We start from the raw sequence: 22,639 nt of genomic DNA on the forward strand, positions 1-22,639 counted from the left end.
GGCCTGCCGCCTGCTGCGGCTGCTGCGGCTGCTGCGGCTGCTCCGGCATCTGTTGCTGGCCATGGCGCTGGGCTGGTGCGCGCTGCCGGCGTCCGCCCACAAGGCCAGCGACAGCTACCTGACGCTGCGCAGCGAAGGCGCGCTGGTGCAGGGCCGCATCGACGTCGCGCTGCGCGACCTCGACTTCGTGCTGGGCCTGGACGCCAACGGCGACGGCGACATCACCTGGGGCGAACTGAATGCCCGCAGCGCCGCCATTGCGCGCTACGTGCTGTCGCGCCTGGACGTGCGGCGCGGCGGCCGCGACTGCCGCGCCAGCAGCGGCGAACTGATGATCGACAGCCATTCGGACGGCGCCTACGCGGTGCTGCCGCTGCGCTTCGACTGCGCCGCCGACGGGCCGCTGCAACTGTCCTACCGGCTGCTGTTCGACATCGACCCCGGCCACCGCTGCATGGCCAATCTGACGCACGACAACGCCAGCATGGCGCTGCTGTTCTCGCCCGCCGCGCCCAGCCACACGCTGGGGGCGGCGGGCGCCGGGCCGGCGCGGCTGAGCACCTTTTCGGACTATCTGGCGGCCGGCGTGCAGCACATCCTGTCCGGCGCCGACCACCTGCTGTTCCTGGTGTCGCTGCTGCTGGCGGCGGTGGCGCCGCGCGCGGCGTCCGCGCCCTCGCCGGCCGCCGGCGCCGGCCGCGCGGCCTTCATCGATCTGTGCAAGATGATCACCGGCTTCAGCATCGCCCATTCGATCACGCTGGGGCTGGGCTTCTTCGACGTGGTGCACCTGCCGTCGCGCTGGGTCGAGTCGGGCATCGCCCTGTCCATCGTCGTCGCCGCGCTCAACAACGTGCTGCGCTTGCTGCCGGTGTGCGACTGGGTGATGGCGTTCGCCTTCGGCCTGGTGCACGGCCTCGGTTTCGCCAATTCGCTGGCCGACCTGGCGCTGTCGACCGGCGCGCGCCTGGTGGCGCTGGCCGCCTTCAACCTCGGCGTCGAGCTTGGCCAGCTGAGCGTGGTGGCGCCCTTGTTCCTGCTCGCCATGCTGATCCGCGGCAGCAGCGCCTACCGGCGGCTGGTGGTGCCCGGCCTGTCCGGCGCGATCGCGCTGGCCGGCGTGGTGTGGCTGCTGGAACGGGCCTTCGATATCGGTATCGGCGTGCTGCCGGGCTGACGCCCGCGGCGCGCGTTTTTTTGTCGTTCCATTCCTCAAGGAGAATCTGCCATGCATTTCCGTCCCACCGTACTGTTCGTCTCGACCTCCCACGCCGCGCTGGGCGACACCGGCAACGCCACCGGCCTGTGGCTGGAAGAGTTGACCACCCCCTACTACGCGCTGAAAGACGCCGGCTTCGACGTGACCATCGCCTCGGTCCAGGGCAAGCGCATACCGGTCGCGCCGGAAAGCAACGACGCCACGGCCGCCCGTCCGGCCTCGGTCGAGCGCTTCCTCGCCGACAAGGAAGCGGCCAACGCACTGCAGAACTCGCTGCCGGTGGCCGAAGCCCAGCTGGACCACTACGTCGCCATCTTCATCCCCGGCGGCCACGGCGCGATGTGGGACCTGCCGCACAGCGCCCCGCTGGCCACGCTGCTGGGCAAGGCCCACGACCAGGGCGTGCCGATCGCCACCGTCTGCCACGGCGCCGCCGCGCTGCTGTCGGCCAGGGACCAGTACGGCGTGTCCATCGTCAAGGGCAAGCGCGTCAACGGCTTCACCAACGAGGAGGAAACGGCCATCGGCCTGAGCGCGCTGGTGCCCTTCCTGCTTGAAACGCGGCTGGCCGAACTGGGCGGCAAGTTCGAATCGGCCGGGCTGTTCCAGCCGCACGTGGTGCGCGACGGCCAGCTGATCAGCGGCCAAAACCCGGCCTCGTCGGCGCTGGTGGCGGAGGAATTGATGGCTTGCCTGGAACCCGTGACCTGATACCCGCCGCCCGTTTTTTTCTGCCGTAAAAAAAAGGCCGGTCCCCCACGAGACCGGCCCAAAACGCTCCGGGATTCGAAGCGGGGAATAGCTGCGCTGGCTATGCCGGCGCTCAGGCCGGTGTCAAGTCCTCGCTGCGCGAAAACGCCTCGATCGCGTCGTACAGATAGTTGGGCAGCAACGCCAGCCGATGTTCCGGCGTGATCCACATCGCGGTTTGCTTGCCCTGCGCCAGCAGGATCAGCTCGCCGTCCTGCTCGCGGTAGTAGTCGAAGGCCATGGTCACGGCGGTGCGCGACAGCTTGTCGAGCGAGATATGCACGACGATGTCCTGGAAAGCGAACGCTTCCGTATGGAACACGCAGGACGATTCCTTGGTGATCATGCCGTAGCCGGCCTTGAAATCATCGAGCACCTGCGGCGCATAGCGGCGCAGGAAAGCCTCCCGGCATTTGCCCTGCCAGACGAAATAATTGCTGAAGTAAACATTGCCAACCACGTTGGTTTCCTCGAAACCCACGAAGGTACGGTATTCATAGTGCGCCATCTTGCATCCTCTCATTGCGGCCGCTGCGGCCTGGTAGATTGAATCGGTGGGCGGGCCGCGGCCCGCCCGTGTGTCATCGCATCAAGCGGCCGCGCCCTCCTGCTCGTGCAGGCGCGCGCGGTCGGCCGCTTCCTGGTGGATGCCGGCGATCTTCTCCAGCGCGACGGTGTCGGTGTAGGCTTCCAGGATGCGGCAGCGGAAGCCCTGCAGCAGCTCGACCAGATAGCCGTCGGCGTCGAACACTTCCAGGTCGTAGCAGTACTCGTTGTCGACGTGGTAGCGTTCCTTGGCGCTCATGAACAGCTGGCCGCCGGCGGCGCGGGTGACGATGCGTTCGATGCCGACCGGCAGGATGCGATGCTGCGGCACGCAGGCTTGCACCGCGTGCAGGTAGCAGTCGCGCACCTCCGGCGCACCGAAGATGGTGCCGTGGCCCGAGGCCGGATCGAACACCAGCGTGGCGGCCGGCGGATCGACCTTGACCATGCAGTGCCGGCTCGACAGCGAGTGGAAGGAGCTGATGTTCTGGAACATCGGGCCCTGGAAGAACACGCTGCCGTACAGGAAGTCTTGCGGATCGACCGACAGCGGCGCCGGCCACAGCGCGTCGTTGACCTGTTCCGGGAACTCCGCGGCCGACAGCACGCAGTCGGCGACGAAATAATCCGACTCGTAGTTGGTCACGCTGGAGCGGATCGCCACCCGCAGCCGCTGCACGCCGGCCTCGTCGGCGCGGTCCGCCAGCACCTGGGCGTAGACCCGGATCGCGCGGCCCTCGGCCGGCACCACGATGGGTTTGTGGAACTGCACGTTTTCCAAGGCCACCAGCACCGAGGCCGGCGTCTCGCCGACGCAGGCGCAGGCCGCCTGCACCATCGCCTCCATGCCCAGCACGGCCGGGAACAGCAGGCTGCCCTGGTAGTTGTGGTCGCTCAGGTAGTGGTCCAGCTCGGGCTTGAGCATGGCCTCGGCCACCAGTTCGACGCCGGGCTGATGGCTGACGATGGTTTCCAGGAAGCGCTGCGCCGGCAGTGGCGGCGTCTCGAAACGCACGGTGGCCAGGCCGCCCAGGCGCGACGAGACGATCAGCTCGGCCGCCGGCCATTCACGCTCCAGCAGCGCGCTGGCGTGCAGCACGCCGTCGCGCAGCGGGATCGGATCGATGCCCAGCTTGCCCAGGTGGGCCACGCTGTCCACGCCCATGCCGACCTCGGCCCAGACGGAGAAGTTGTAGCTCAGGCAGCGCACCTGCGGATGCAGCGCGCGGATCCGGTTCAGCACGCCGTTCATCCATTCGTTGGCGTAGGAATAATCGGCGTTGCCCGCCATGCCGGACTTGGCGATGATGGACGAGAACGCGATGATGGTCTTGATGCGCGGCAGCTCGACCGCCGCCAGCAAGTTTTGCAGGCCGAGGATTTTCGGCTTCATCACCGCCAGGAATTCCGACGGCGCCAGCTTGTCGATGCGGTGCGCCCGGTTCAGCCCGGCCGCGTGCATCAGCGCGCTGACCGGCCCCAGCTCGGCGCCGACGCGCGCCATCACCTCGCGCACCTGGCCGGCGTCGGTCAGATCGCACTGGTAGTACTGGAACACGATGCCGGCGTCGCTGAAGCGCTGCAGGTTGGCCAGCAGCGACGGCTTGCGCTGCGCGGCGTCGGCCAGCGCGGTGCTGCCCAGCAGCGCCAGCCGCAGGCCGTAGCGGGCGGCGATGTCCAGCGCGCACTCGGCGGTGATGCCGCCGGCGCCGCCGCTGATGACCAGCACCTCGCCCGCCTCGAACGCCGGCTGCGTGCGCGCCGGCAGCGAGGCCAGGGTGCGCAGGCGCAGCTGCGGCAGCAGGCGCGTCGCCGCGTCCGGATACGCCGCTTCAGCGAACGGCGCCCCGGCGTCCAGCTCGGCCGCGACCAGCGCGGCCGCGGTGGCGTTGGCGATATCGCGGTGCAGCTCGACATAGCGCGTGCGCAGCGCCGGGTTTTCCAGCGCCAGCGTCTTCACGAAGCCCGCGGCGGCCAGCTGGTCGACCCGGCAGGCCGTCTCCGCGTGGCGGCCCAGCGACCCGTTGCCGCGGGTGAGCACGGCGAACACCGGCGCCGCGTGCGGCGTCGACTTGAGCTGCTTGAGGAAGGCCTGGGCGCTGTCGAGCAGCAGCATCGGCGTGGCGAACGGATCGCCGGCGGCCAGCACGGCGCCGTCGTCGCCGGCGTCATGGCCCAGCACCAGCAGGCAGCCGCTGGCGCCGTCGAAGGCGCCGGCCGCCAGCGGCAGTGCCAGCGCCGCCACCGTGTGGCCCGCGGCCTCCAGCTGCGCGCGCACCGCTTGCGCCAGCGCCGCATCGCCGCCGTCGACCAGCGCGTAGCGGTGCGCGGCGCCGGGCGCGCCGGCCTCGATCGCCTGCGGCAGCAGCGCGACCTCGAAGCTGCGGGTCCAGTCCGGCATATCGTGTTTGCCCGGCTGCGCCGGCGCCATGCCGGCGTCGAGCTCGGCCTTGGCGAGCGACAGGCGCTGGGCGATCTGCGCCAGGTTCAGCGTCACCAGCGTGGTCGGGTCGCCCGTCACGCCCAGGCGCGCCATGCCTTCCGACACCACTTCCACCGACTTGATCGAATCCAGGCTCAGGTCTTCCTGCAGCATGGCGCCGGCATGCACCATCTCGATCGGATAGCCGAACTTGCTGACGATGTATTGCTGCATCATCGGCAGCACCGTGTCGGCCGTCCACGCCATCGCCGCCGCCGGCGCCGCCTTGGCGCGCGGGGTGGCCGACGCTGCGCTGCGCTGACCGCCGGCCAGCTCGATGGCGCCCACGCCGTCCAGCTGCAGCGGCGTCACCGGCAGCTCGCACGGCGAGGTGATGAAGCTGGCCTCGTACGGCAGGCTGATCGGCTTGGTGTGGCGGCCCTCGAACACCCGGCCGGTGCGCACCGGCAAGCCGCTGGCAAAGCCGAACGCCAGCAGCTCGTTCAGCTCTGCGGTGGCGGTTTCCGGATTGGCGGAATCGGTGGCGAACACACGCGCCTTGCGCGCGCCGACGATGTGGCGGGTCAGGCGGCTGGCGATGCTGCCCGGGCCGACTTCGACAAACAGGTCGCAGTCTTCCGCCAGCGCCGTCTCGACCGCGCGCACGAACTGCACCGGCGCCGTGATCTGTCCGCCCAGCGTGGCGCGCAAGTCCTGCGCTCCGCCGACCAGCTCGCCGCTGGTGCTGGAAATCAGCAGGCGTTTCAACGGCGCCAGTTCGGTGCGCTCCAGGTGGCCCAGCATGGTCTGCTGCGCCTGCGCCATGTAGCGCGAATGGAAGGCGTTCGACACCGGCAGCAAGGTGCTGTCGATGGCGGCGGCCTGGCACAGGCGGCGCAGCGCGGCGATCGCCTCGGCGTCGCCCGACACCACGGTCTGGCGCGGCGCGTTGAAGTTGGCGACGGTCAGGTAGCCGCCGGCCTGGGCCAGCAGCGCTTCGACCTGTTCGGGCGCGGCGGCCACGCTCAGCATCGCGCCCCTGGCGCCGTCGGCGCCGGTCATGGCGGCGCCGCGCCGGGCCACCAGCGCCACCGTGCGCGCGGCCGGCAAGGCGCCGGCGCACCACAGCGCGCTGTATTCGCCCAGGCTATGGCCCAGACACAGGTCTGGCTCGATGCCGAAGTATTTCAACAGCTCGGCGCTGGCGATCGAGCCGGCCACGATGGCCGGCTGGGCCACCGCCGTCTCGGCCAGCTCGGCCGCCATGGCGCGCTGGGTCGCCGGGCTTTCGCGGTGGGCGTCGCGGAACACCTGGGCGCTGAGCGGCTTGCCCAGCGTGTCGGCCAGCGTGGCGTCGAACTCGCGCCACAGATGGTCGATGAAGCCGAAGCGGCCGCGCCACTGCTCGCCGGCGTTGAGGCGCTGCGACCCCTGGCCCGGGAATACGAAGGCGATGCGCGGCCGCGCGCCGCTGGTGCTGGTCGCAGCGACTCAACGCCGGCGAGCAGTGGCGCGGCCGCGGCCGCCGTCAGGCGCGCCAGCAAAGTGGCCGGCGTGTCGGCGACAATGCCGAGGCGGACCGGCTTGCGCCCGGCCAGCCTGGCGCAGTGGGCCGCCAGGTCGACCAGCTGCGCCTGCGCGATCCTGGCGGCCGCGTCCTTCAGGCTCAGCACCAGCGCCAGCAGCGCGGCGTGGCTGTCGGCGCCGAGGAAGAACACTTCCGTATCCTGCGCCGAATGCAGCAGCGGCAGCAGCGGCGAGCGCGCGCCGTGCTTGCCCTCCACCTCTTCCAGCGTGACGTGGGTGTTGATGCCGCCGAAGCCGGCCGAGCTGACGCCGGCGCGGCGCACCTTGTCGCTGTCCCAGTGCCCGCCGCGGGTCAGCGGATACAGGCTGGGGCTGTCGGCGAAGATGGCGTTGGGCACCTGCAGGCCCTGGGTCGGCGGCAGCACCGCGTGATGAACCGACATCGCCGCCTTGATCAGGCCGGCGACGCCGGCGGCCGCCTTGGTGTGGCCGATATTCGATTTGATCGAGCCGATGCCGCAGCGGTGGCCGGCGTCGGCGTCGCGCAGCAGCGATTGCGCGACGGCGCCGAGCTCGACCTTGTCGCCGACCGGGGTGCCGGTGCCGTGGCCTTCGATCAGCTCGACGCTGCCGAGGTTGTAGCCGGCCTTCTCATAGGCGCGCTGCAGCGCCAGCATCTGGCCGCTGACGCTGGGCGCGGTCAGGCCGCCCTTGCCGTCGGTGGACGCGCCCCAGCCCGGGATGGTGGCGTAGATGCGGTCGTTGTCGGCCAGCGCATCGTCGAGCCGCTTGAGCACCACGATGCCGCAGCCTTCGCCCGGCAGGAAGCCGCTCGAACGCTGGTCGTAGACCTTGATGTCGCCGGGGCTGAGCGCGCCGATCTTGGCAAACCCCACCAGCTCGAACGGATCGAGGCTGATGTCGACCCCGCCGGCCAGCGCGACGTCGAAGTCGCCGTTTTCCAGGCCGTTGCAGGCATGGATCACCGACAGCAGCGACGACGAGCAGGCGCCGTCGACGGTGTAGCCGCCGCCGCGGAAATCGAAGTAGTTGCAGATGCGGCCGGGGATGGTGTTCGACAGGCCGCCCGCCAGGCTGTCCTCGTCGACCGGCGCGAACGGTTCCTTGTAGCGCTCCTCCAGCTGGGCCAGCATGGCGGCGCGCGCCTCGCCCTGCACGCCGAACTGGTCCAGCAGCTCGCTGATGACGCGGCCGACGTAGGGCCAGCGGTAGCGCATCACTTGCGCGCGGCTGATCTCGCCGGTCAGCGAGTTGCCGAGGATGACGGCGGTGCGCGCGGTGTCGATCTGTTTCAGGTCGGCGTCCTGCAGCGCGTCGCTGGCGACCTGCAGCGCCAGCCACTGGGCGGTGTCGGTGGCGCGGAAGGTCGACTGCGGAATCTTGAAATCGACCGGATTGAACTGGAAGCCCTCCAGCACCGCCGCGATCTTGCAGTAGGTGGTGTCGGGATGGCTCGGGTCGTGGTGGTAGTAGTCGCTCGACGGCAGCCGCTCGGGGGGCATGGCGCGGAAATAACGCCGTCCCGCCATGACATTTTCGATGAATTCGTCCGCGCTGTTCGCGCCGGGATAGCGGCATCCGATGCCCACGATTGCAATTTTCATTTGGTCCTTGGTCGATGTTAGATTGATTCCGCGCCGCCGGCCGCCGGGCGCCACTTGGCTACGGTCGCCACTATCGGCGCGCACGGGGCATCGGACAATAGACCGTCCAGGCTATCGCCGGCGGCGGCGCGCGCTGGCATAGTGCTTGCCATGGACGAGACCCGTAACTTCGGCAAGGAATGGACGGCGCGCCTGGCGCCGCCGGCGCCGGACAGCGTGCACCTGTGGGCGCTGACGACAGCCCGGCCGGCCGTTGCCGGCACGGCCCCCCGGTGCGGCTACTCGCGCCGCACGCTGCGCGCCCTGTTGGGCCGCTACCTCGGCTGCACGGCCGAACAGGTGCCGTTAATTTCCGGCGAACAAGGTAAGCCCGTGCTAGCTACTTCAGGGGGGGCGCCGCTGCATTTCAACACCTCGCACTCCGGCACGCTGCTGGTGCACGCTTTCGCCACCCGCCCGCTCGGCATCGACGTCGAGCAGATCGGCGCGGACCTGCCGTGGACGCTGGCCAGCCGCTTCCTGACCGGCGCCGAATTCGCCGCGCTGCAGCGGCTGGCGCCGGCCATCCGCCGGCAATGCTTCTACGCGGCCTGGGTCCGCAAGGAGGCCTACATCAAGGGCCATGCCTGCCGGCGCCTGTCGCACCAGTTCGAGGTGTCGGTGGCGGCGACGGCGCGCCAGGCGCTGGTCTCGGACCGGGTCGACCCGCTGGCGCCGCTGTGCTGGACCGTCGCCGACCTGCAACTGATGGACGGCTACGCCGCCGCGCTGGCCATCCAGGGCCCGCATCCGCGCATCCTGCACTGCTCCCCGCCGCCGCCCTGAGACGCCCGACGGCGGCGCGCCTTTGGTGTCAGGCACGCCACAAAGCCTTGACAAATAATTATAAAACGCTCATTCTAGAATCCCTGCCGCAGAGTACACAATCATGGCCCGACCCCGCTCCTTTGACGAACAATCCGTACTGAACCTGGCGATGCACGCGTTTCGCCGGACCGGCTACGCGGCCGTGTCGGTCCAGGAGCTGGCGGCCGCGGCCGGCCTGAGCACGGGCAGCATCTACAACAGTTTCGGCGACAAGGGCCGGCTGTTCGACGCCGCCTTCGCCTACTACCTGGAGAACGTGCTGCAGCGCCGGATCGCCACCTATGCCGGCGTGTCGGCCGGCCTGGAGGGTGTGAGGCGCTTGTTTGTGTCATTGCTGCATGAGCCGCGCGACGAGAGTTTCGGCTGCCTGATCACCAACTGTGCGGTGGAGTTCGGCGCCACCGATACGGCGCGCGAAGCCAAGGTGCTGGAAGGATTCGAGATTTTGCGCGCGGCCCTGAATGAACGCCTGGTGCGCGCGCGCGAGGCCCGGGTATTGCGGGCCTCGATCGAGCCGGCGGTGGCGGCGGTCAGGCTGTTGGCGCTGTATCAGGGAATATTGGTGCTGGTGCGTTCCGGCTTCGACAAGCAGCGCCTCGACCAGGCCATCAACGCCGAGTTCGACGCACTGGAAGTCGGGCCGGAAGACACCGCCGCCACAGTGTGATGCGGGACCACGCCCCGGCATGGCCCGGGACGTGACAGGCAGGAAAATTCATCAATCACCGTTGTTGTGACCGTCCGCAGCCAGGGACGGCATGGTTTCGGCCCTGTAGTTGCAATTAAGATATTATTTTAAAACAATAAATATTGCTTTACGCGTAATACATACCCACAAACCCTTATTTCATGCTGGATACCTATTTATGGATGGATTTTTTAATTCTCAGAAAATGGATCAGATTAACGATTTTGTCGACGCCTGCCATGCGGTGTCCAGTAAAAAGGATTTCCGCTCGGATGTCTATCCGCGGCTGCAGAACATCATTCCGCACGAAATGTTTGACTGCGGAATGATACGGATGGCCGACCTGCGCGTCCACGAATCGATGAACTTCACCTTTCCGCTGGGGTATATGCAAAGCCTGCTCGGCGAAGAGCGCTCCAGCAGTTGCCCGGCGATACGCAAATGGACCGAGAAGCGCCAGCCGGTGCTGGTCGACCGCAAATCGTCATGGCTGCTTCCGAACGACAACGGCTGGCTGGAAAAGACCGCGCAATACGACATCCGCAACGTCGCGGTGCACGGCGTGGCCGACATCGATCACGAAAACGCCTGCTACTTCGCGCTGGCCGGCATCGATTCGTGGACCAAGGAAGACGTGTCGCTGCTCAAGTTCGTCGTGCCCCACCTGCATTGCGCGCTGAGCCACGCCATCGACTTCGGCAACAAACGGCCCACCGGCTCGCTGACCAAGCGCGAACAGCAAGTGCTGCAATGGGTGTGCAGCGGCAAGTCCAACACGGAGATCGCGTCCATCCTCGACATCAGTTCCTGGACCGTCAAGATCCACGTCGGCAATTTGCTGTCCAAGCTGAACGCGTCCAACCGCAGCCACGCGGTGGCCAAGGCGTTTTCGTTCAACCTGGTCAAGAACTGAGGAAAAGCCCCTGAAAAAACCAGGGGCTTTTCAATACGGTTCGAACTGAATGCCGGCTTTTCGCAGCTGGGACAACATCAAGCTCTTCCATGGTCCTTCCGGCGACCACACCCGCGCGACCGATTCATAGGCGAGTTCGGGCTTCTCGTGCAGGACGATGGCGCGATACAGGAAGGTCATGCTGGAGGCGCGCATATTGACCTGGCAATGGACCAGGACCTTGCGCTCGCGCAGCCGCTCCATGGCCGCCACGAACGACTGGAAGTCGGCCTCGGTGGGCTTGCCGAAGCCGATAGGAATATTGATGAACTCAAGCCCCTGCCGGCGAACGATCTCCGCTTCGCCCGCAATGGCGTCCGGCACGGTCGGCGGCGCCAGGTAGATGACAGCGCCAAATCCCTGCGCAGCCAGGCCGGCCAGTGCCTCGGCGCTGGGCTGGCCGGATGTGACAAGCTTGGGTGAGATCGCGACCACGTTCGGCGCCTCGATCACGCCGGCCGTCGCAGATGCCGTGCCGCACACCAGCAGTCCGGTGAGCAGCGCCAGCGCCGCCAGCGCGCGCCGCGCGTCAGCCACGATATGGGCCAACACGGAGGGCCGGCAAGGCATCGACACCGCCCAGCCATTGGTACAGCGCAGGAATGTTTTCGGACATGTTCAGCCTTTCAAATCAATCGACGCGGGCGGCGCATTCAGCGCACTTCACCAGTCCGGTGCGGCCTATCGTCCAGCCGCACGCCCTCGCCGCCACCGCCGCCCGCTTGGCCCACTCGTCCATGGGATCGTTGGCGACTTCTTCGAATTCAAAGAACGCGCGGCAGTCATGGGACTCGCATACGAGCATGAATTCACAGAATAGCATTTCTTCGAGCAGATTATTCATCGTTGCGACGACCTTAAAAATGTGGAACACCCCCTATTGTACGGGTCGGGCCAGCATCGGCGCTGCCGGCGTTCGTTGAATAACAAAAACCCGCCAGTCCTTTCGGAGCAGCGGGTTTTTTGTCGTCTTGAATTTCAATCAGCGCGCAGCCACCGTCACCAGGATGGTCTGCTGGGCGCTGCCTCCGGCGTTGTCGGTGACAAGCACCTTCAATTGATAGCTGCCGGCCACCGGCGCGTTCCAGTACGGTATGACGCTCAGGCCGCTGGACTGGAACATCATTCCCAGCGGCACTCCGGAGATCGTGATCGACACCGAGCTGGCGCCGGTATCGACGATGGTGATCAAGCCCGTCATCGGCTTGCCCGCCACGCCCGCCATCGCGGCGGCCGTGATCACCGGGCCACCGGCGGCGATTTGCACCGTGTACTTAGCCTGGCCGCTCAAGCCAGTCTTGCTGTCCTTGGCGGTGACGGTGACGGTGTAGCTACCCGCTACCGGCTTGGCCCAGCTGACCAGGCCCGCCGTGCCGATCGCCATGCCGGACGGCGCGCCGCTCAACGCGTACGTGACAGGATTGGCGCTGCTGGCCGCCGCCGAGAACGACAACGCCACGCCCACCTTGCCGCTGATGGTACTCGCAGTCAGCACCGGCGCCGACAACGGCGCGATGACCACGGTGTACACGCCTTGCCCGCTGAGGCCGGTCTTGCTGTCCTTGGCGGTCGCGGTGACGGCGTAGGTACCGGCCACCGGCGCTGCCCAGCTGACCACGCCGGCGCTGCTGACGCTCATGCCGGACGGCGCCCCGCTCAGTGTATAGCCGACCGTATTGGCCGCAACGGTGGAAATCGTGAACGTCAACGCTGTCCCGACCGTGCCCTTGATGCTGGCCGAGCCCACCTGCGGCGCGGTGGCGACGGTCAGGCCCGACAGCGTCGACAACAGGCTGGACACGTTCGGCGTGCCCAGGCCGGTCAACTGATCGTAGCCGGTCTTGGCGGTGCAGGCAGCGCAGCTGCCGTCGCTGCCGGCGGTGACATCGGCGAAGACGGCGGCATAGGCGCCCGGCACCGCGGCGATCCCGCCATACAGGGCCGCGTGCGGCGCGCCCATTGCCGCCTTGCCGTTCAGTGCGCGGGTGGCGTTGGCCACCGCGATCAGGCCGGCCCACTGCGGCGTCGACAGGCTGGTGCCGCCCACGCTGCCCCAGCGCACCGTGTTGCTGCCGGGCGCGATCATCGCCACGTACTGGCCGGACGAAGGATCGGCATTGAAGGCGACATCGGCCACCGTGCGGCGCGCGGGCGTACCCATGCCCGGTACGGCGCTGGTCTGGTAGCTCGGCGTGGTCGTGTACAGGCTGACGCCGCCGCCGGTGCCGGACCAGGCCACTTCTGAACGCAGCCCGCTGCCGCTGTAGTTGAGGGTGGTGCCGCCGACAGCCAGCACATGCGGCGCGACCGCCGGCCACGACACGCCTGCGCCGGAGTCGCCGGTGGCGGCCAGATAGGTCATGCCGGCGGCGGCGAATACGCTGTCGGAGGCGACGGTACCGCTGCTTTCAGCGCCGCCAAAACTCATCGAGACGATGCCCGGCCCCATCGCGTTGGCCAGCTTGGCGCCGCCCAGCAGATTGTTGTAGCTGGCATCGGCGGTTTCGATCAGCACGATGCGGGCCAGTGGCGCGGTGGCGTGCGCCCACTGCACGTCGAGGGTGATTTCGCTGGCCCAGCCGGCGTCGTACGCGGGCTGGGTCGCGGTCATGGCGCCGCTGGCGGTGCTGTACACCACGGCCAGTTCGCAGCCGCTGGCGGAGGCGGCGGCCAGCGGCAGGCTGGCCGTGGGAGCGATGGCCTTGGTGGTGCAGGCCGGCAGGTTGAATTTGGTGTTGAACGCGGCCAGTTCGGCGGCCACGTTGGGATCATGCTGGGCGTCGAGGATGTAGATGGTCTGGCCTGCGCCTAGCTGGGCCGCCTGGGCCGGCGTCAAAGCGCTGCCGGCCGCCGGCAGCGCCGGCAAGCCATAGGCGGCGCGGATCTGGGCCGGCGTGTAGGTCGCCACCACCCCGCCGGAGGCTGCCGGCGCTGCGGCAGCTGCCGGGCTCAGGCTGCGCATGGCTTCCACATGGCGGCTGTGCAGCGCCTGCATGGTCAGGCGGCGAGTCGAAAGATGCTGGAATTCAGTCGTGACGGCCTGTGCGTGCACCGGTGCCCTGGCGCTGTCGGCATGGTCCCCGGGCGCCTCCAGTTCGACCGGCGCCATGTGGAACGACGGCAGCGCCATGCGCTGGGCATCTTCGGCCGGCAGCGTGCCGGCGTCCAGCAGCAGCGTGGTCGAGCCGGTTGCGAGCGGCGCGGCGCCCTGCACCATACGCGGTTCAGCGGAGCTGCCGGTACCGCCCCCGCCGCATGCGCTCAGCAACGCAGCCGTACACAGCGTGAGCGCCGGGAGCGCCAGCGCAGAGGCGTTGTACTTGAATAAATATTGATTTTTCATCGTTCGCCCCGGCGCCGCCATTTTGTATCCATACGGAAATTATCGCACAGTATTTACGCATTGCAAGTTTGGGAACGTATCCATGGCGCGGCGCCAGGCACAAAAAAAAGCCGTTGATGAGCGAAATCGCATCATCAACGGCCTCGTTTTTTGCACTTTAAGTCAGCGACTTAAAGCGAGCTCGTCACTCCCACTCGATCGTCGCAGGCGGCTTGCCCGAGATATCGTAGACCACGCGGTTGATGCCGCGCACTTCGTTGATGATGCGGTTGGATACCTTTCCCAGCAGCGCGTGCGGCAGGTGCGCCCAGTGCGCGGTCATGAAGTCCTGCGTCTGCACGGCGCGCAGCGCCACCACGTATTCGTAGGTGCGGCCGTCGCCCATCACGCCCACCGATTTCACCGGCAGGAACACGGCGAACGCCTGGCTGGTCGCTTCGTACCAGTTGGTCGGCACGGTGTCCTGGTCGAAGCCCGGCACCACCACCGGCTCGTACGGCGTGTTGCGCAGCTCTTCGATGAAGATCGCGTCGGCGCGGCGCAGCAGGTCGGCGTAGTCCTTCTTCACTTCGCCCAGGATGCGCACGCCCAGGCCGGGGCCCGGGAACGGGTGACGGTAGACCATGTCATGCGGCAGGCCCAGCGCCACGCCCAGCTTGCGCACTTCGTCCTTGAACAGTTCGCGCAGCGGCTCCAGCAGCTTCAGCTTCATGGTCTCCGGCAGGCCGCCGACGTTGTGGTGGCTCTTGATGGTCTGGCCCTTCTTGCCCTTGCCGGCCGATTCGATCACGTCCGGATAGATGGTGCCTTGCGCCAGCCATTTGGCGTTGACCAGCTTGCCCGATTCGACCTGGAACACTTCGACGAATTCGCGGCCGATGATCTTGCGCTTCTGCTCGGGATCGGTCACGCCGGCCAGGTGGCCCATGAACTGGTCTTCGGCATCGACGCGTATCACTTTGACGCCCAGGTTCTTGGCGAACATGTCCATCACCATCTTGCCTTCGTCCAGGCGCAGCAGGCCGTGGTCGACGAACACGCAGGTCAGCTGGTCGCCGATCGCGCGGTGGATCAGCGCGGCGGCCACCGACGAGTCGACGCCGCCGGACAGGCCGAGGATCACTTCATCGGTGCCCACTTGCGCGCGGATTTTCTCGACCGCTTCCGAGATGTAGTCCGGCATATTCCAGTCCGATTTGCAACCGCATATCTCGTGCACGAAGCGGCCCAGCATGGCCTTGCCCTGCACCGTGTGGGTCACTTCCGGGTGCCACTGCACGCCGTAGAAATGCTTTTCTTCGTTGGCCATGGCGGCGATCGGGCAGCTCGGGGTATTGCCCATCAGGACGAAGCCTGGCGGCATCTCCAGCACCTTGTCGCCGTGGCTCATCCACACTTTCAGCATGCCGTGGCCTTCGTCGGTGACGAAGTCGTTGATGCCGTCGAGCAGCTTGGTGTGGCTGCGGGCGCGCACTTCGGCGTAACCGAATTCCCGCACCAGGCCGTTCTCGACCTTGCCGCCCAGCTGAGCCGCCATGGTTTGCATGCCGTAGCAGATACCCAGCACCGGCACGCCCAGTTCGAACACGGCCTGCGGCGCGCGCGGCGAGTCGCCGTCCAGCGTCGAGTTGTGGCTGCCCGACAGGATCACGCCGGCGGCGCCGTAGTTGCGCACGAACTCGTCGCTGACGTCATACGGGTACACTTCCGAGAACACGCCGGAATCGCGCACGCGGCGCGCGATCAGCTGGGTGACTTGGGAGCCGAAATCGAGAATGAGGATTTTTGAGTGCATGTGTAATGTACTGGAGAGGTAATGAATAGAAAAACGCCGGCTTAGCTAAGCCGGCGTTGCAAGGACTGTTAGTCGCCGGAACGGTAGTTCGGCGCTTCCTTGGTGATCTGCACGTCGTGCACGTGCGATTCGCGCATGCCGGCCGAGGTGATCTCGACGAACTCGGCTTTGTTGCGCAGTTCGTCGATGGTGGCGCAACCGCAGTAACCCATCGATTGACGCACGCCGCCGACCAGCTGGAAGATGATCGCCAGCACGCTGCCTTTGTAGGCGACGCGGCCTTCGATACCTTCAGGCACGAACTTGTCGGCCTTCATGGTGGCGTCCTGGAAGTAGCGGTCGGCCGAACCGTCCGACATCGCGCCCAGCGAACCCATGCCGCGGTACGATTTGTACGAACGGCCCTGGTACAGGATCACTTCGCCTGGCGCTTCTTCGGTGCCGGCAAACATGGAGCCCATCATCACGGTCGACGCGCCGGCCGCCAGGGCCTTGGAGATGTCGCCCGAGAAGCGGATGCCGCCGTCGGCGATGCAGGGCACGCCGGTGCCTTCCAGTGCTTCGGCGACGTTGGAGATCGCGGTGATCTGCGGTACGCCGACGCCGGCCACGATACGGGTGGTACAGATCGAGCCGGGGCCGATGCCGACCTTGACCGCGTCCGCGCCGTATTCGACCAGCGCCTTGGCGGCGGCGGCGGTGGCGATGTTGCCGCCGATGACGTCAACATGCGGGAACTTGGTCTTGATCCATTTCACGCGGTCCAGGATGCCTTGCGAGTGGCCGTGGGCGGTGTCGACCACCAGCACGTCGACGCCGGCGGCGACCAGCAGTTCGATCCGCTCTTCATCCTTGGCGCCCACGCCGACAGCGGCGCCGACCAGCAGCTTGCCCTGCGAGTCTTTCGACGCCAGCGGGTGCTCGGTGGATTTCTGGATGTCTTTGACGGTGATCAGGCCGCGCAGTTCGAAGGCGTCGTTGACGACCAGCACGCGCTCCAGGCGGTGCTTGTTCATCAAGCGCTTGGCTTCGTCGCGGTCGGCGCCTTCCGCGCCCTCTTTGACGAACACCAGCTTCTCACGCGGGGTCATCTTGGCGCGCGCTTCGGCGTCCAGTTCCTGCTCGAAACGCAGGTCGCGGTTGGTGATGATGCCGACCACTTCCTTGCCTTCGACGACAGGGAAGCCGGAAATGCCATATTGCTCGGTCAGCTTGATGACGTCGCGGATCTTCATGGTCGGCGGGATCGTGATCGGATCGCGCAGCACGCCGGCCTCGAAACGCTTGACGCGCGCTACCTCGCGAGCCTGATCCTTGGGATTCAGGTTCTTGTGGATGATGCCGATGCCACCCTCTTGTGCCATGGCGATCGCCAGGCGGGCTTCTGTTACCGTATCCATCGCTGCGGACAGCAACGGGATGTTCAGACTGATGTTACGGGTCAGACGAGTTTTGAGAGACGTATCGGCAGGCAGAACATTCGAGTACGCTGGGACGAGAAGCACGTCATCAAACGTGAGTGCTTTTTGGAGTAGACGCATAGCATTTCCTATAGGCGCAAAAGCAGATTATACAGAAATCGCGGCATCTTGTCCTTAACTTCTAGAAAGTACTCGAGCACCCGCCGATAGCGACCGCCCGTCAGCGTGCGAACGGCACAGATCCAGGTGTTCCACCGGTGGGATTTGGATAGTTTAATAGCATTAAATAACTGATAAGATTGCCTCGCATTAAATTGCAAAATGGGTAATATTTATTAATATTTATCGCGAGCGAAATAAATGAAAAGCATTCGTCACTCCATGTTCTTCGCAGCAATTACCACAATCTCTGCTGCCCATGCCCAAACTGCCCTGACCATCGCCCAACTCCAGGCGTCGACCGCCTGCTCCACTCCCGCCTACATCATCGATGCCGGCAAAGAAGGCATGTTCGTTGCATCTTCGGACACCTCCCACGACGCGAATGGTGGCACAAGCTTGTGGTGCAACGCCGGCGGCTCTAACAAGAAATTGTACAAGCGGGTCTACGACAGTACGATCAATGCCAAATGGTTTGGCCTGACAGAAGGAGCAACGGATAACTCCGTCGCGGTACAGAATGCGATCAACGCGGCACGGAACGGGCAAGAAGTGCTCATTCCGGAGGGGAATTATCAATTCCAAAATTCCATCACCTTGCGCGACGAAACGTATATCCATTTCACGGCACGGGGCGAATTGACGTTTGGCCCCAGGGACGGAATCATCGTGGAGGGTCGATATGGACACGTTCTGAACCTGACCAGACTACATGGCATGCCTTGGGAAGATCACCCACGCTACGGCTACGTCGGATCCGGCATAACCTTGATGAATGCCCAATTCGCAACGGTAAAGGTGAATTGGATTGATGGCTTCCAAAATGCTATCAAGTTATCAGCGAGAGGGCAAAACGGTTCGCAATATAACAAAATAGACTTCGATGGCTTAAGAAATAACGACGTAGGCATATTGCTGACTACTGAGAACGACGGCATACATAACTGGGTAACAGAAAACACTTTCACCGGCGGGAAAATTACCGGCCTTACCGGCCTGCTATCCGCCCCCGGTCCCGGTGCGGACAGCTTCAACGGCAACAAATTCTACAACCTCGGATTCGAAGGTTTGACCACCGCTGTCGACGCGACCGGCTTCGTGCGCAACATATTCTTCGCGCCCCGGCTTCTTGGGGCCGAAGGGGTGCAAAACGGTTTCAAATTCAGCGCAAATTCGATTAATAACGTCATTCTTTCAACGGCGATTTATGAAACCGCGTTTGTATCGAAAGATACACCTGGGAATGCCGGCGCCGGCACATTGGTAATAGGCACCATGTCGACGCCGGTCGGAAGGACATCGGGCGTGCTGAGCGTCGCAGATACCAATGGACGCTTCCTTGGCTTAATGCGCGATGAAAACTCAGAAACCGTAAAGGAAAGCAAATCCCGCATACTCACGCTGACTTCGCAGTACGGCGTCTCGAAGTAGTATCTTCTTCCGGTACCCATCAACATTGCGAGTAAAAGCGTAAGTTCTCCTCAACAAAGCGACTCCCTCAGCGGAGTCGCAACCATCCCTCCGGCACATGCTCGTCCGCCTGCCACCTCATCTCAAAAAGTGTTGCGCAATTAAACATTAACCAAACAAAATATCTTTTTCCCATCAGAAAATTGTTTTATATTGAAGCAAAGAAAGTTCAACCGCGCGCCTCTTATGGAGCAATCGTGTTAGAAAAAGAAACTTTTCGTATCGCAGCCATCGTGGCCGCCCTGTTGCTCATGCTCATCGCGGCAGACCACATAGAAGACTTTGACGTCCGTCAATCCAGCCGCATCACACATCGCTGATCCCCGCCGCCTCCAGAATTACCTTCTCCGCAACTTTTCCCACAGAACATGTTGTGAAAAAGCCTCGTCTTTTCGACCACATTCAAACGGCCGGAGACTGCATGTTTGCTAGCTAAGACGAGCTCAACGCTATCGATTTAGAATAATTTGATAAACAATATATATAGAAAACCAAGAAAAATTGCTGTACTTTATTAAACGTAGTCATTTGGGCCAGAGGCATACAACCATTGCCGTCTGACATGTTCAACGCGCTCGCTTGCCGTAGCGAATTGTATGCAAGCAAACAATACCATTGGGGCATCATGAACTTGAATAAATACCTGATCGGACTCGTAGCCACCGTTGCTACCAGCTCCGTCTTCGCCAGTCCTTTATTGTTAAACGAAGGATTCAATGACATCAGCACCCTCGGCGCAAGCGGCTGGGTGATGACCAACAACAGCACTGGCTCGGTCGGTGGGGTCAACAATGTGATCGGCTCGACCAACTGGTTCCAGGGCGACTCGGGCTATTTCAGCGCCGCTTCCGGCCCTGCAAATTCCTACATCGCGGCCGACTACACCAACGCCACTTTTGGCGGCACCGTCAGCAATTGGCTGCTGACCCCGGAACTGGCACTGTCGAACGGCGAAAAGCTGAATTTCTCGCTGCGCCTGCTCGGTCAGGGCTTTACCGATAACGTCGAGGTCTACTACAGCACCCACGGCGCCAGCGCGAACGTCGGCTCGACCACCTCGTCGGTCGGCGATTTCGTCCTGCTGCACCCGGCATACACCTCCAACACCGACACCGGCTGGGTGAACTACTCGGTACCGCTGTCCGGCCTGTCCGGCGACACCACCGGCCGCTTCGCGTTCCGCTACGTCACCGCTGCCGGCGACGGCAACTTCGTCGGCATCGACTCGGTCAGCGTCAGCGCCGTACCTGAGCCTACCGCTGCGCTGATGCTGCTGCTGGGCCTGGGCGTGGTCGCTGTCAGCCGCAAGAAACTGCGCCTGCTGGCACTGGCCGGCCTGTCCGCCAGCACCCTGGTGGCACAAGCCGCCGAGCCGCAAGTCACCGGCCCGAATGGCCTGATGAGCTTCCCGAACGCGCGCGTCGTCGTCCAGCCTGAGCTGAACGGCAGCGCCACGCCAACCGGCAACGGCATGGTCGCCTATAAAGACGCAGCCACCGGCCAACTGGTCGGCCCGTCGGCCGAACAGGCCGCCGAACTGGCAGCTGCCGCCGTACCGGCAGCCGGCGCCAAATTCTCCGCAGTCGGCGCCCGCGTCAAAGCCGGCGGCCGCGCAGCGCCGCTGACCACCTCGCGCGGCGGCGTCGGCCTCGCGCTCGACGACTCGACCGCCAGCTTTGCCGTGGTCCAAAAGGATGCCGACGGCAAACTGATCGAATCCTGCGTTCCCGGTGAGGACGTCGCCCACCACCTGGCCCACGGCCATAGCCTGCCAGCCGTGCAAGGAGAACAACAATGAAGCGCTTCACCCTGAACGCCATGGCCGCTGCGGCCGCCTGCCTGTTTGCCTCGTCGACCTGGGCTGCAGCAACCATCGTCATCGTCAACGGCGACCCTGCCAATGTCGGCTTCAATGACCCGACCGTGGTCGCACCGGTCGGCGGCAACGCCGGCACCACGCTGGGTACGCAGCGCCTGAACGCCTTCCAGGCCGCCGCCAACAAATGGGGCGCCACCCTGACCAGCAGCAGCACCATCCGCGTGCTGTCGACCTGGGAAGCGCTGACCTGCACCCCAACCTCCGCCGTGCTCGGCAGCGCCGGCGCGACCCAGGTGTTCCGCGACTTCGCCGGCGCACCGCAGGCCGGCGCCTGGTATGGCAAGGCGCAGACCGGCAAGCTGACCGGCAGCGATCCCGACAGCAGCACCGCCGATATCCGCGCCCGCTTCAACATCAACCTGGGCACCGCCAGCTGCCTGGCCGGCTCGCCGTTCTACCTGGGCCTGGACGGCAACCACGGCACCGCCGTTGATCTGGTGACGGTGCTGACCCACGAGTTCGGCCACGGCCTGGGCTTCCAGACCTACACCAACGGCTCGACCGGCGCCCAACTGTCCGGCGTGCCAAGTATCTGGGACTTCTTCCTGAAGGACGCCACCACCAACAAGCTGTGGAAAGACATGACGAACGCCGAGCGCGCCGCGTCGTCGCTCAAATCCGGCAAGCTGGTGTGGACTGGTGCGATCGCCAACGCCGCCGGCGCCAACCTGCTGCAACAGGGTTCGCCTGCGCTGACGCTGATCAGCCCGGCCAGCATCGCCGGCACCGTCCAGGTCGGCACCGCCAGCTTCGGTCCTGCGCTGAGCAGCCCGGGCATGACCGGCGAAATCATGCCGGTGGTGGATACCGCACCTAACCTCGGCCTGGCCTGCGGCCCGCTGTCGGCAGCCAATGCCGCCGCGGTCAACGGCAAGATCGCCCTGGTCGATCGCGGCGTCTGCTCGTTCACCATCAAAGCCAAGGCTGTGCAGGATGCCGGCGCGATCGGCGTGATCGTCGCCGACAACGTCGCCGGCTCGCCGCCGCCAGGCCTGGGTGGCGCCGATCCTAGCGTCACCATTCCTGCGGTGCGCATCTCGCTGGAAGACGGCAACGCGCTCAAAGTGGCACTGGCCAAGCGCACCCGCCTGCACTCCAACGTGTTTGCCAACCTGGGTGTGAACCTGGCCATGCGCGCCGGCGCCGATGCGGCAGGCCGCCTGCTGATGTTCGCGCCGAATCCGTACCAGTCGGGTTCGTCGGTATCGCACTACGACACCAGCGCCTTCCCTAACCTGCTGATGGAGCCGGCAATCAACGGCGACCTGACGCACGAGGTAACGCCACCGTTCGACCTGTCCTTCCCGCTGCTGCGCGACATCGGCTGGTAAGACATCCCGGCGCCTTGCCGCAAGCCCGTCGTCCACCCGGACGGCGGGCTTTTTTGCTTTACAGTTGACAGTTGCCGTGAATCATGGCGAAATTGATGCGTGCCTTACAGGAGCGTGCCCATGAAACACCGTACTCTGCATTGCCTGAGCGGCGCCCTGCTGCTGGCCGCATCCTCGCTGGCAATCGCCCAGTACATGTGGATCGACGACAAGGGCGTCAAGCAGCTATCGGACCGCCCGCCGCCGCCGTCGGTGCCGGAGCAGCGCATATTGAAAGCGCCCGGCAAGGCGCCGTTCAATCCCAACGCCCCGGCTGCGGCCGAGGCCGAAGCGCCCGCCGCCGACGCCGCCGCGCCGGACGCGCCGCCCGCCAAACGCCCCCCCACGCTGGCCGAGCGCAACGCCGACTTCAACAAGCGCAAGGCCGACGCCGCCGCCGCCGACAAGAAGGCCGCCGACGAAGCCCGGCAGAAAGCCGACATCGCCGCCAATTGCGACGCCGCCCGCAAGAACCAGCAGGCGCTGGCCGACGGCCTGCGCCTGAGCAATTACGATAAAAACGGCGAACGCGGCATCATGGGTGACGAGGAACGGGCGGAAATGGCGAAAAAGAACCAGAAAGTGTTGGCTGGCTGCAAATAGCCC

17 protein-coding genes and 1 pseudogene are annotated in these 22,639 nt (G+C 65.3%); 10 read left to right on the forward strand and 8 right to left on the reverse strand.

Going from position 1 to position 22,639, the window contains the following annotated elements:
• Positions 1-1,177 (forward strand): HupE/UreJ family protein (locus DUGA2_RS21720; protein ID WP_083296411.1); only part of this gene is annotated, 1,177 nt, incomplete at its 5' end.
• 51 nt (positions 1,178-1,228) lie between these two features.
• Positions 1,229-1,930, forward strand: coding sequence for a type 1 glutamine amidotransferase domain-containing protein (locus DUGA2_RS21725; RefSeq protein ID WP_070271565.1), 702 nt, complete (start codon positions 1,229-1,231; stop codon positions 1,928-1,930).
• 112 nt (positions 1,931-2,042) lie between these two features.
• Here the strand turns inward: DUGA2_RS21725 and DUGA2_RS21730 are convergent, their stop codons facing one another.
• From DUGA2_RS21730 to DUGA2_RS34075, 3 genes and pseudogenes are all read right to left on the reverse strand, one after another.
• Positions 2,043-2,477 (reverse strand): thioesterase family protein, encoded by a 435-nt coding sequence (locus DUGA2_RS21730; RefSeq protein WP_070271566.1) that lies wholly within the window; start codon positions 2,475-2,477, stop codon positions 2,043-2,045.
• Between the two features lie 81 nt (positions 2,478-2,558).
• Complete coding sequence (locus tag DUGA2_RS21735; RefSeq protein WP_229214751.1) at positions 2,559-6,392, reverse strand: SDR family NAD(P)-dependent oxidoreductase; 3,834 nt, start codon at positions 6,390-6,392, stop codon at positions 2,559-2,561.
• Positions 6,393-6,877: 485 nt separating this feature from the next.
• A pseudogene (locus tag DUGA2_RS34075) lies at positions 6,878-8,089 on the reverse strand (beta-ketoacyl synthase N-terminal-like domain-containing protein); the annotation flags it as partial.
• A gap of 150 nt (positions 8,090-8,239) precedes the next feature.
• Between DUGA2_RS34075 and DUGA2_RS21740 the strand changes: the two are divergent.
• The 3 genes from DUGA2_RS21740 to DUGA2_RS21750 all read left to right on the forward strand — a co-directional run bounded on the left by DUGA2_RS21740 (position 8,240) and on the right by DUGA2_RS21750 (position 10,557).
• Positions 8,240-8,914, forward strand: coding sequence for a 4'-phosphopantetheinyl transferase superfamily protein (locus DUGA2_RS21740; protein WP_070271568.1), 675 nt, complete (start codon positions 8,240-8,242; stop codon positions 8,912-8,914).
• A gap of 103 nt (positions 8,915-9,017) precedes the next feature.
• Positions 9,018-9,623, forward strand: coding sequence for a TetR/AcrR family transcriptional regulator (locus DUGA2_RS21745; RefSeq protein ID WP_070271569.1), 606 nt, complete (start codon positions 9,018-9,020; stop codon positions 9,621-9,623).
• Between the two features lie 226 nt (positions 9,624-9,849).
• The gene (locus DUGA2_RS21750) at positions 9,850-10,557 is read left to right on the forward strand and encodes a helix-turn-helix transcriptional regulator (RefSeq protein WP_070271570.1); all 708 of its coding nucleotides are present in this window, start codon (positions 9,850-9,852) and stop codon (positions 10,555-10,557) included.
• 30 nt (positions 10,558-10,587) lie between these two features.
• Here DUGA2_RS21750 and DUGA2_RS21755 read toward each other — a convergent pair whose 3' ends face one another.
• From DUGA2_RS21755 to guaB, 5 genes are all read right to left on the reverse strand, one after another.
• Positions 10,588-11,148, reverse strand: coding sequence for a protein tyrosine phosphatase family protein (locus DUGA2_RS21755; protein WP_168167813.1), 561 nt, complete (start codon positions 11,146-11,148; stop codon positions 10,588-10,590).
• A gap of 79 nt (positions 11,149-11,227) precedes the next feature.
• The gene (locus tag DUGA2_RS21760; protein WP_141753338.1) at positions 11,228-11,440 is read right to left on the reverse strand and encodes a hypothetical protein; all 213 of its coding nucleotides are present in this window, start codon (positions 11,438-11,440) and stop codon (positions 11,228-11,230) included.
• A gap of 138 nt (positions 11,441-11,578) precedes the next feature.
• The gene (locus DUGA2_RS21765) at positions 11,579-13,939 is read right to left on the reverse strand and encodes a S53 family peptidase (protein ID WP_083296414.1); all 2,361 of its coding nucleotides are present in this window, start codon (positions 13,937-13,939) and stop codon (positions 11,579-11,581) included.
• A 184-nt stretch (positions 13,940-14,123) separates the two neighbouring features.
• A complete protein-coding gene (gene guaA, locus DUGA2_RS21770) occupies positions 14,124-15,734 on the reverse strand; it encodes a glutamine-hydrolyzing GMP synthase (protein ID WP_070271572.1) in 1,611 nt (536 codons plus the stop codon).
• Positions 15,735-15,802: 68 nt separating this feature from the next.
• Positions 15,803-17,275, reverse strand: coding sequence for an IMP dehydrogenase (gene guaB / locus DUGA2_RS21775; protein ID WP_070271573.1), 1,473 nt, complete (start codon positions 17,273-17,275; stop codon positions 15,803-15,805).
• Between the two features lie 240 nt (positions 17,276-17,515).
• Between guaB and DUGA2_RS21780 the strand changes: the two genes are divergently transcribed.
• From DUGA2_RS21780 to DUGA2_RS21795, 5 genes are all read left to right on the forward strand, one after another.
• Complete coding sequence (locus DUGA2_RS21780; RefSeq protein WP_141753339.1) at positions 17,516-18,745, forward strand: hypothetical protein; 1,230 nt, start codon at positions 17,516-17,518, stop codon at positions 18,743-18,745.
• A 236-nt stretch (positions 18,746-18,981) separates the two neighbouring features.
• On the forward strand, positions 18,982-19,104 hold the full coding sequence (locus DUGA2_RS34830) for a hypothetical protein (RefSeq protein WP_286162317.1): 123 nt from the start codon (positions 18,982-18,984) through the stop codon (positions 19,102-19,104).
• A 305-nt stretch (positions 19,105-19,409) separates the two neighbouring features.
• Positions 19,410-20,582, forward strand: a complete 1,173-nt coding sequence (locus DUGA2_RS21785; RefSeq protein WP_229214747.1) for a choice-of-anchor J family PEP-CTERM protein — start codon at positions 19,410-19,412, stop codon at positions 20,580-20,582.
• A complete protein-coding gene (locus DUGA2_RS21790) occupies positions 20,579-21,994 on the forward strand; it encodes a PA domain-containing protein (RefSeq protein ID WP_070271576.1) in 1,416 nt (471 codons plus the stop codon). Before DUGA2_RS21785 ends, DUGA2_RS21790 begins: the two co-directional genes overlap by 4 nt.
• Positions 21,995-22,114: 120 nt before the next feature.
• Complete coding sequence (locus DUGA2_RS21795; RefSeq protein ID WP_070271577.1) at positions 22,115-22,636, forward strand: DUF4124 domain-containing protein; 522 nt, start codon at positions 22,115-22,117, stop codon at positions 22,634-22,636.
• The last annotated feature ends 3 nt before the right edge of the window (positions 22,637-22,639 follow it).

The sequence above is a fragment of the Duganella sp. HH101 genome (genome assembly GCF_001758795.1).
GTDB classification, from domain to species: Bacteria; Pseudomonadota; Gammaproteobacteria; order Burkholderiales; family Burkholderiaceae_D; genus Rugamonas; species Rugamonas rivuli.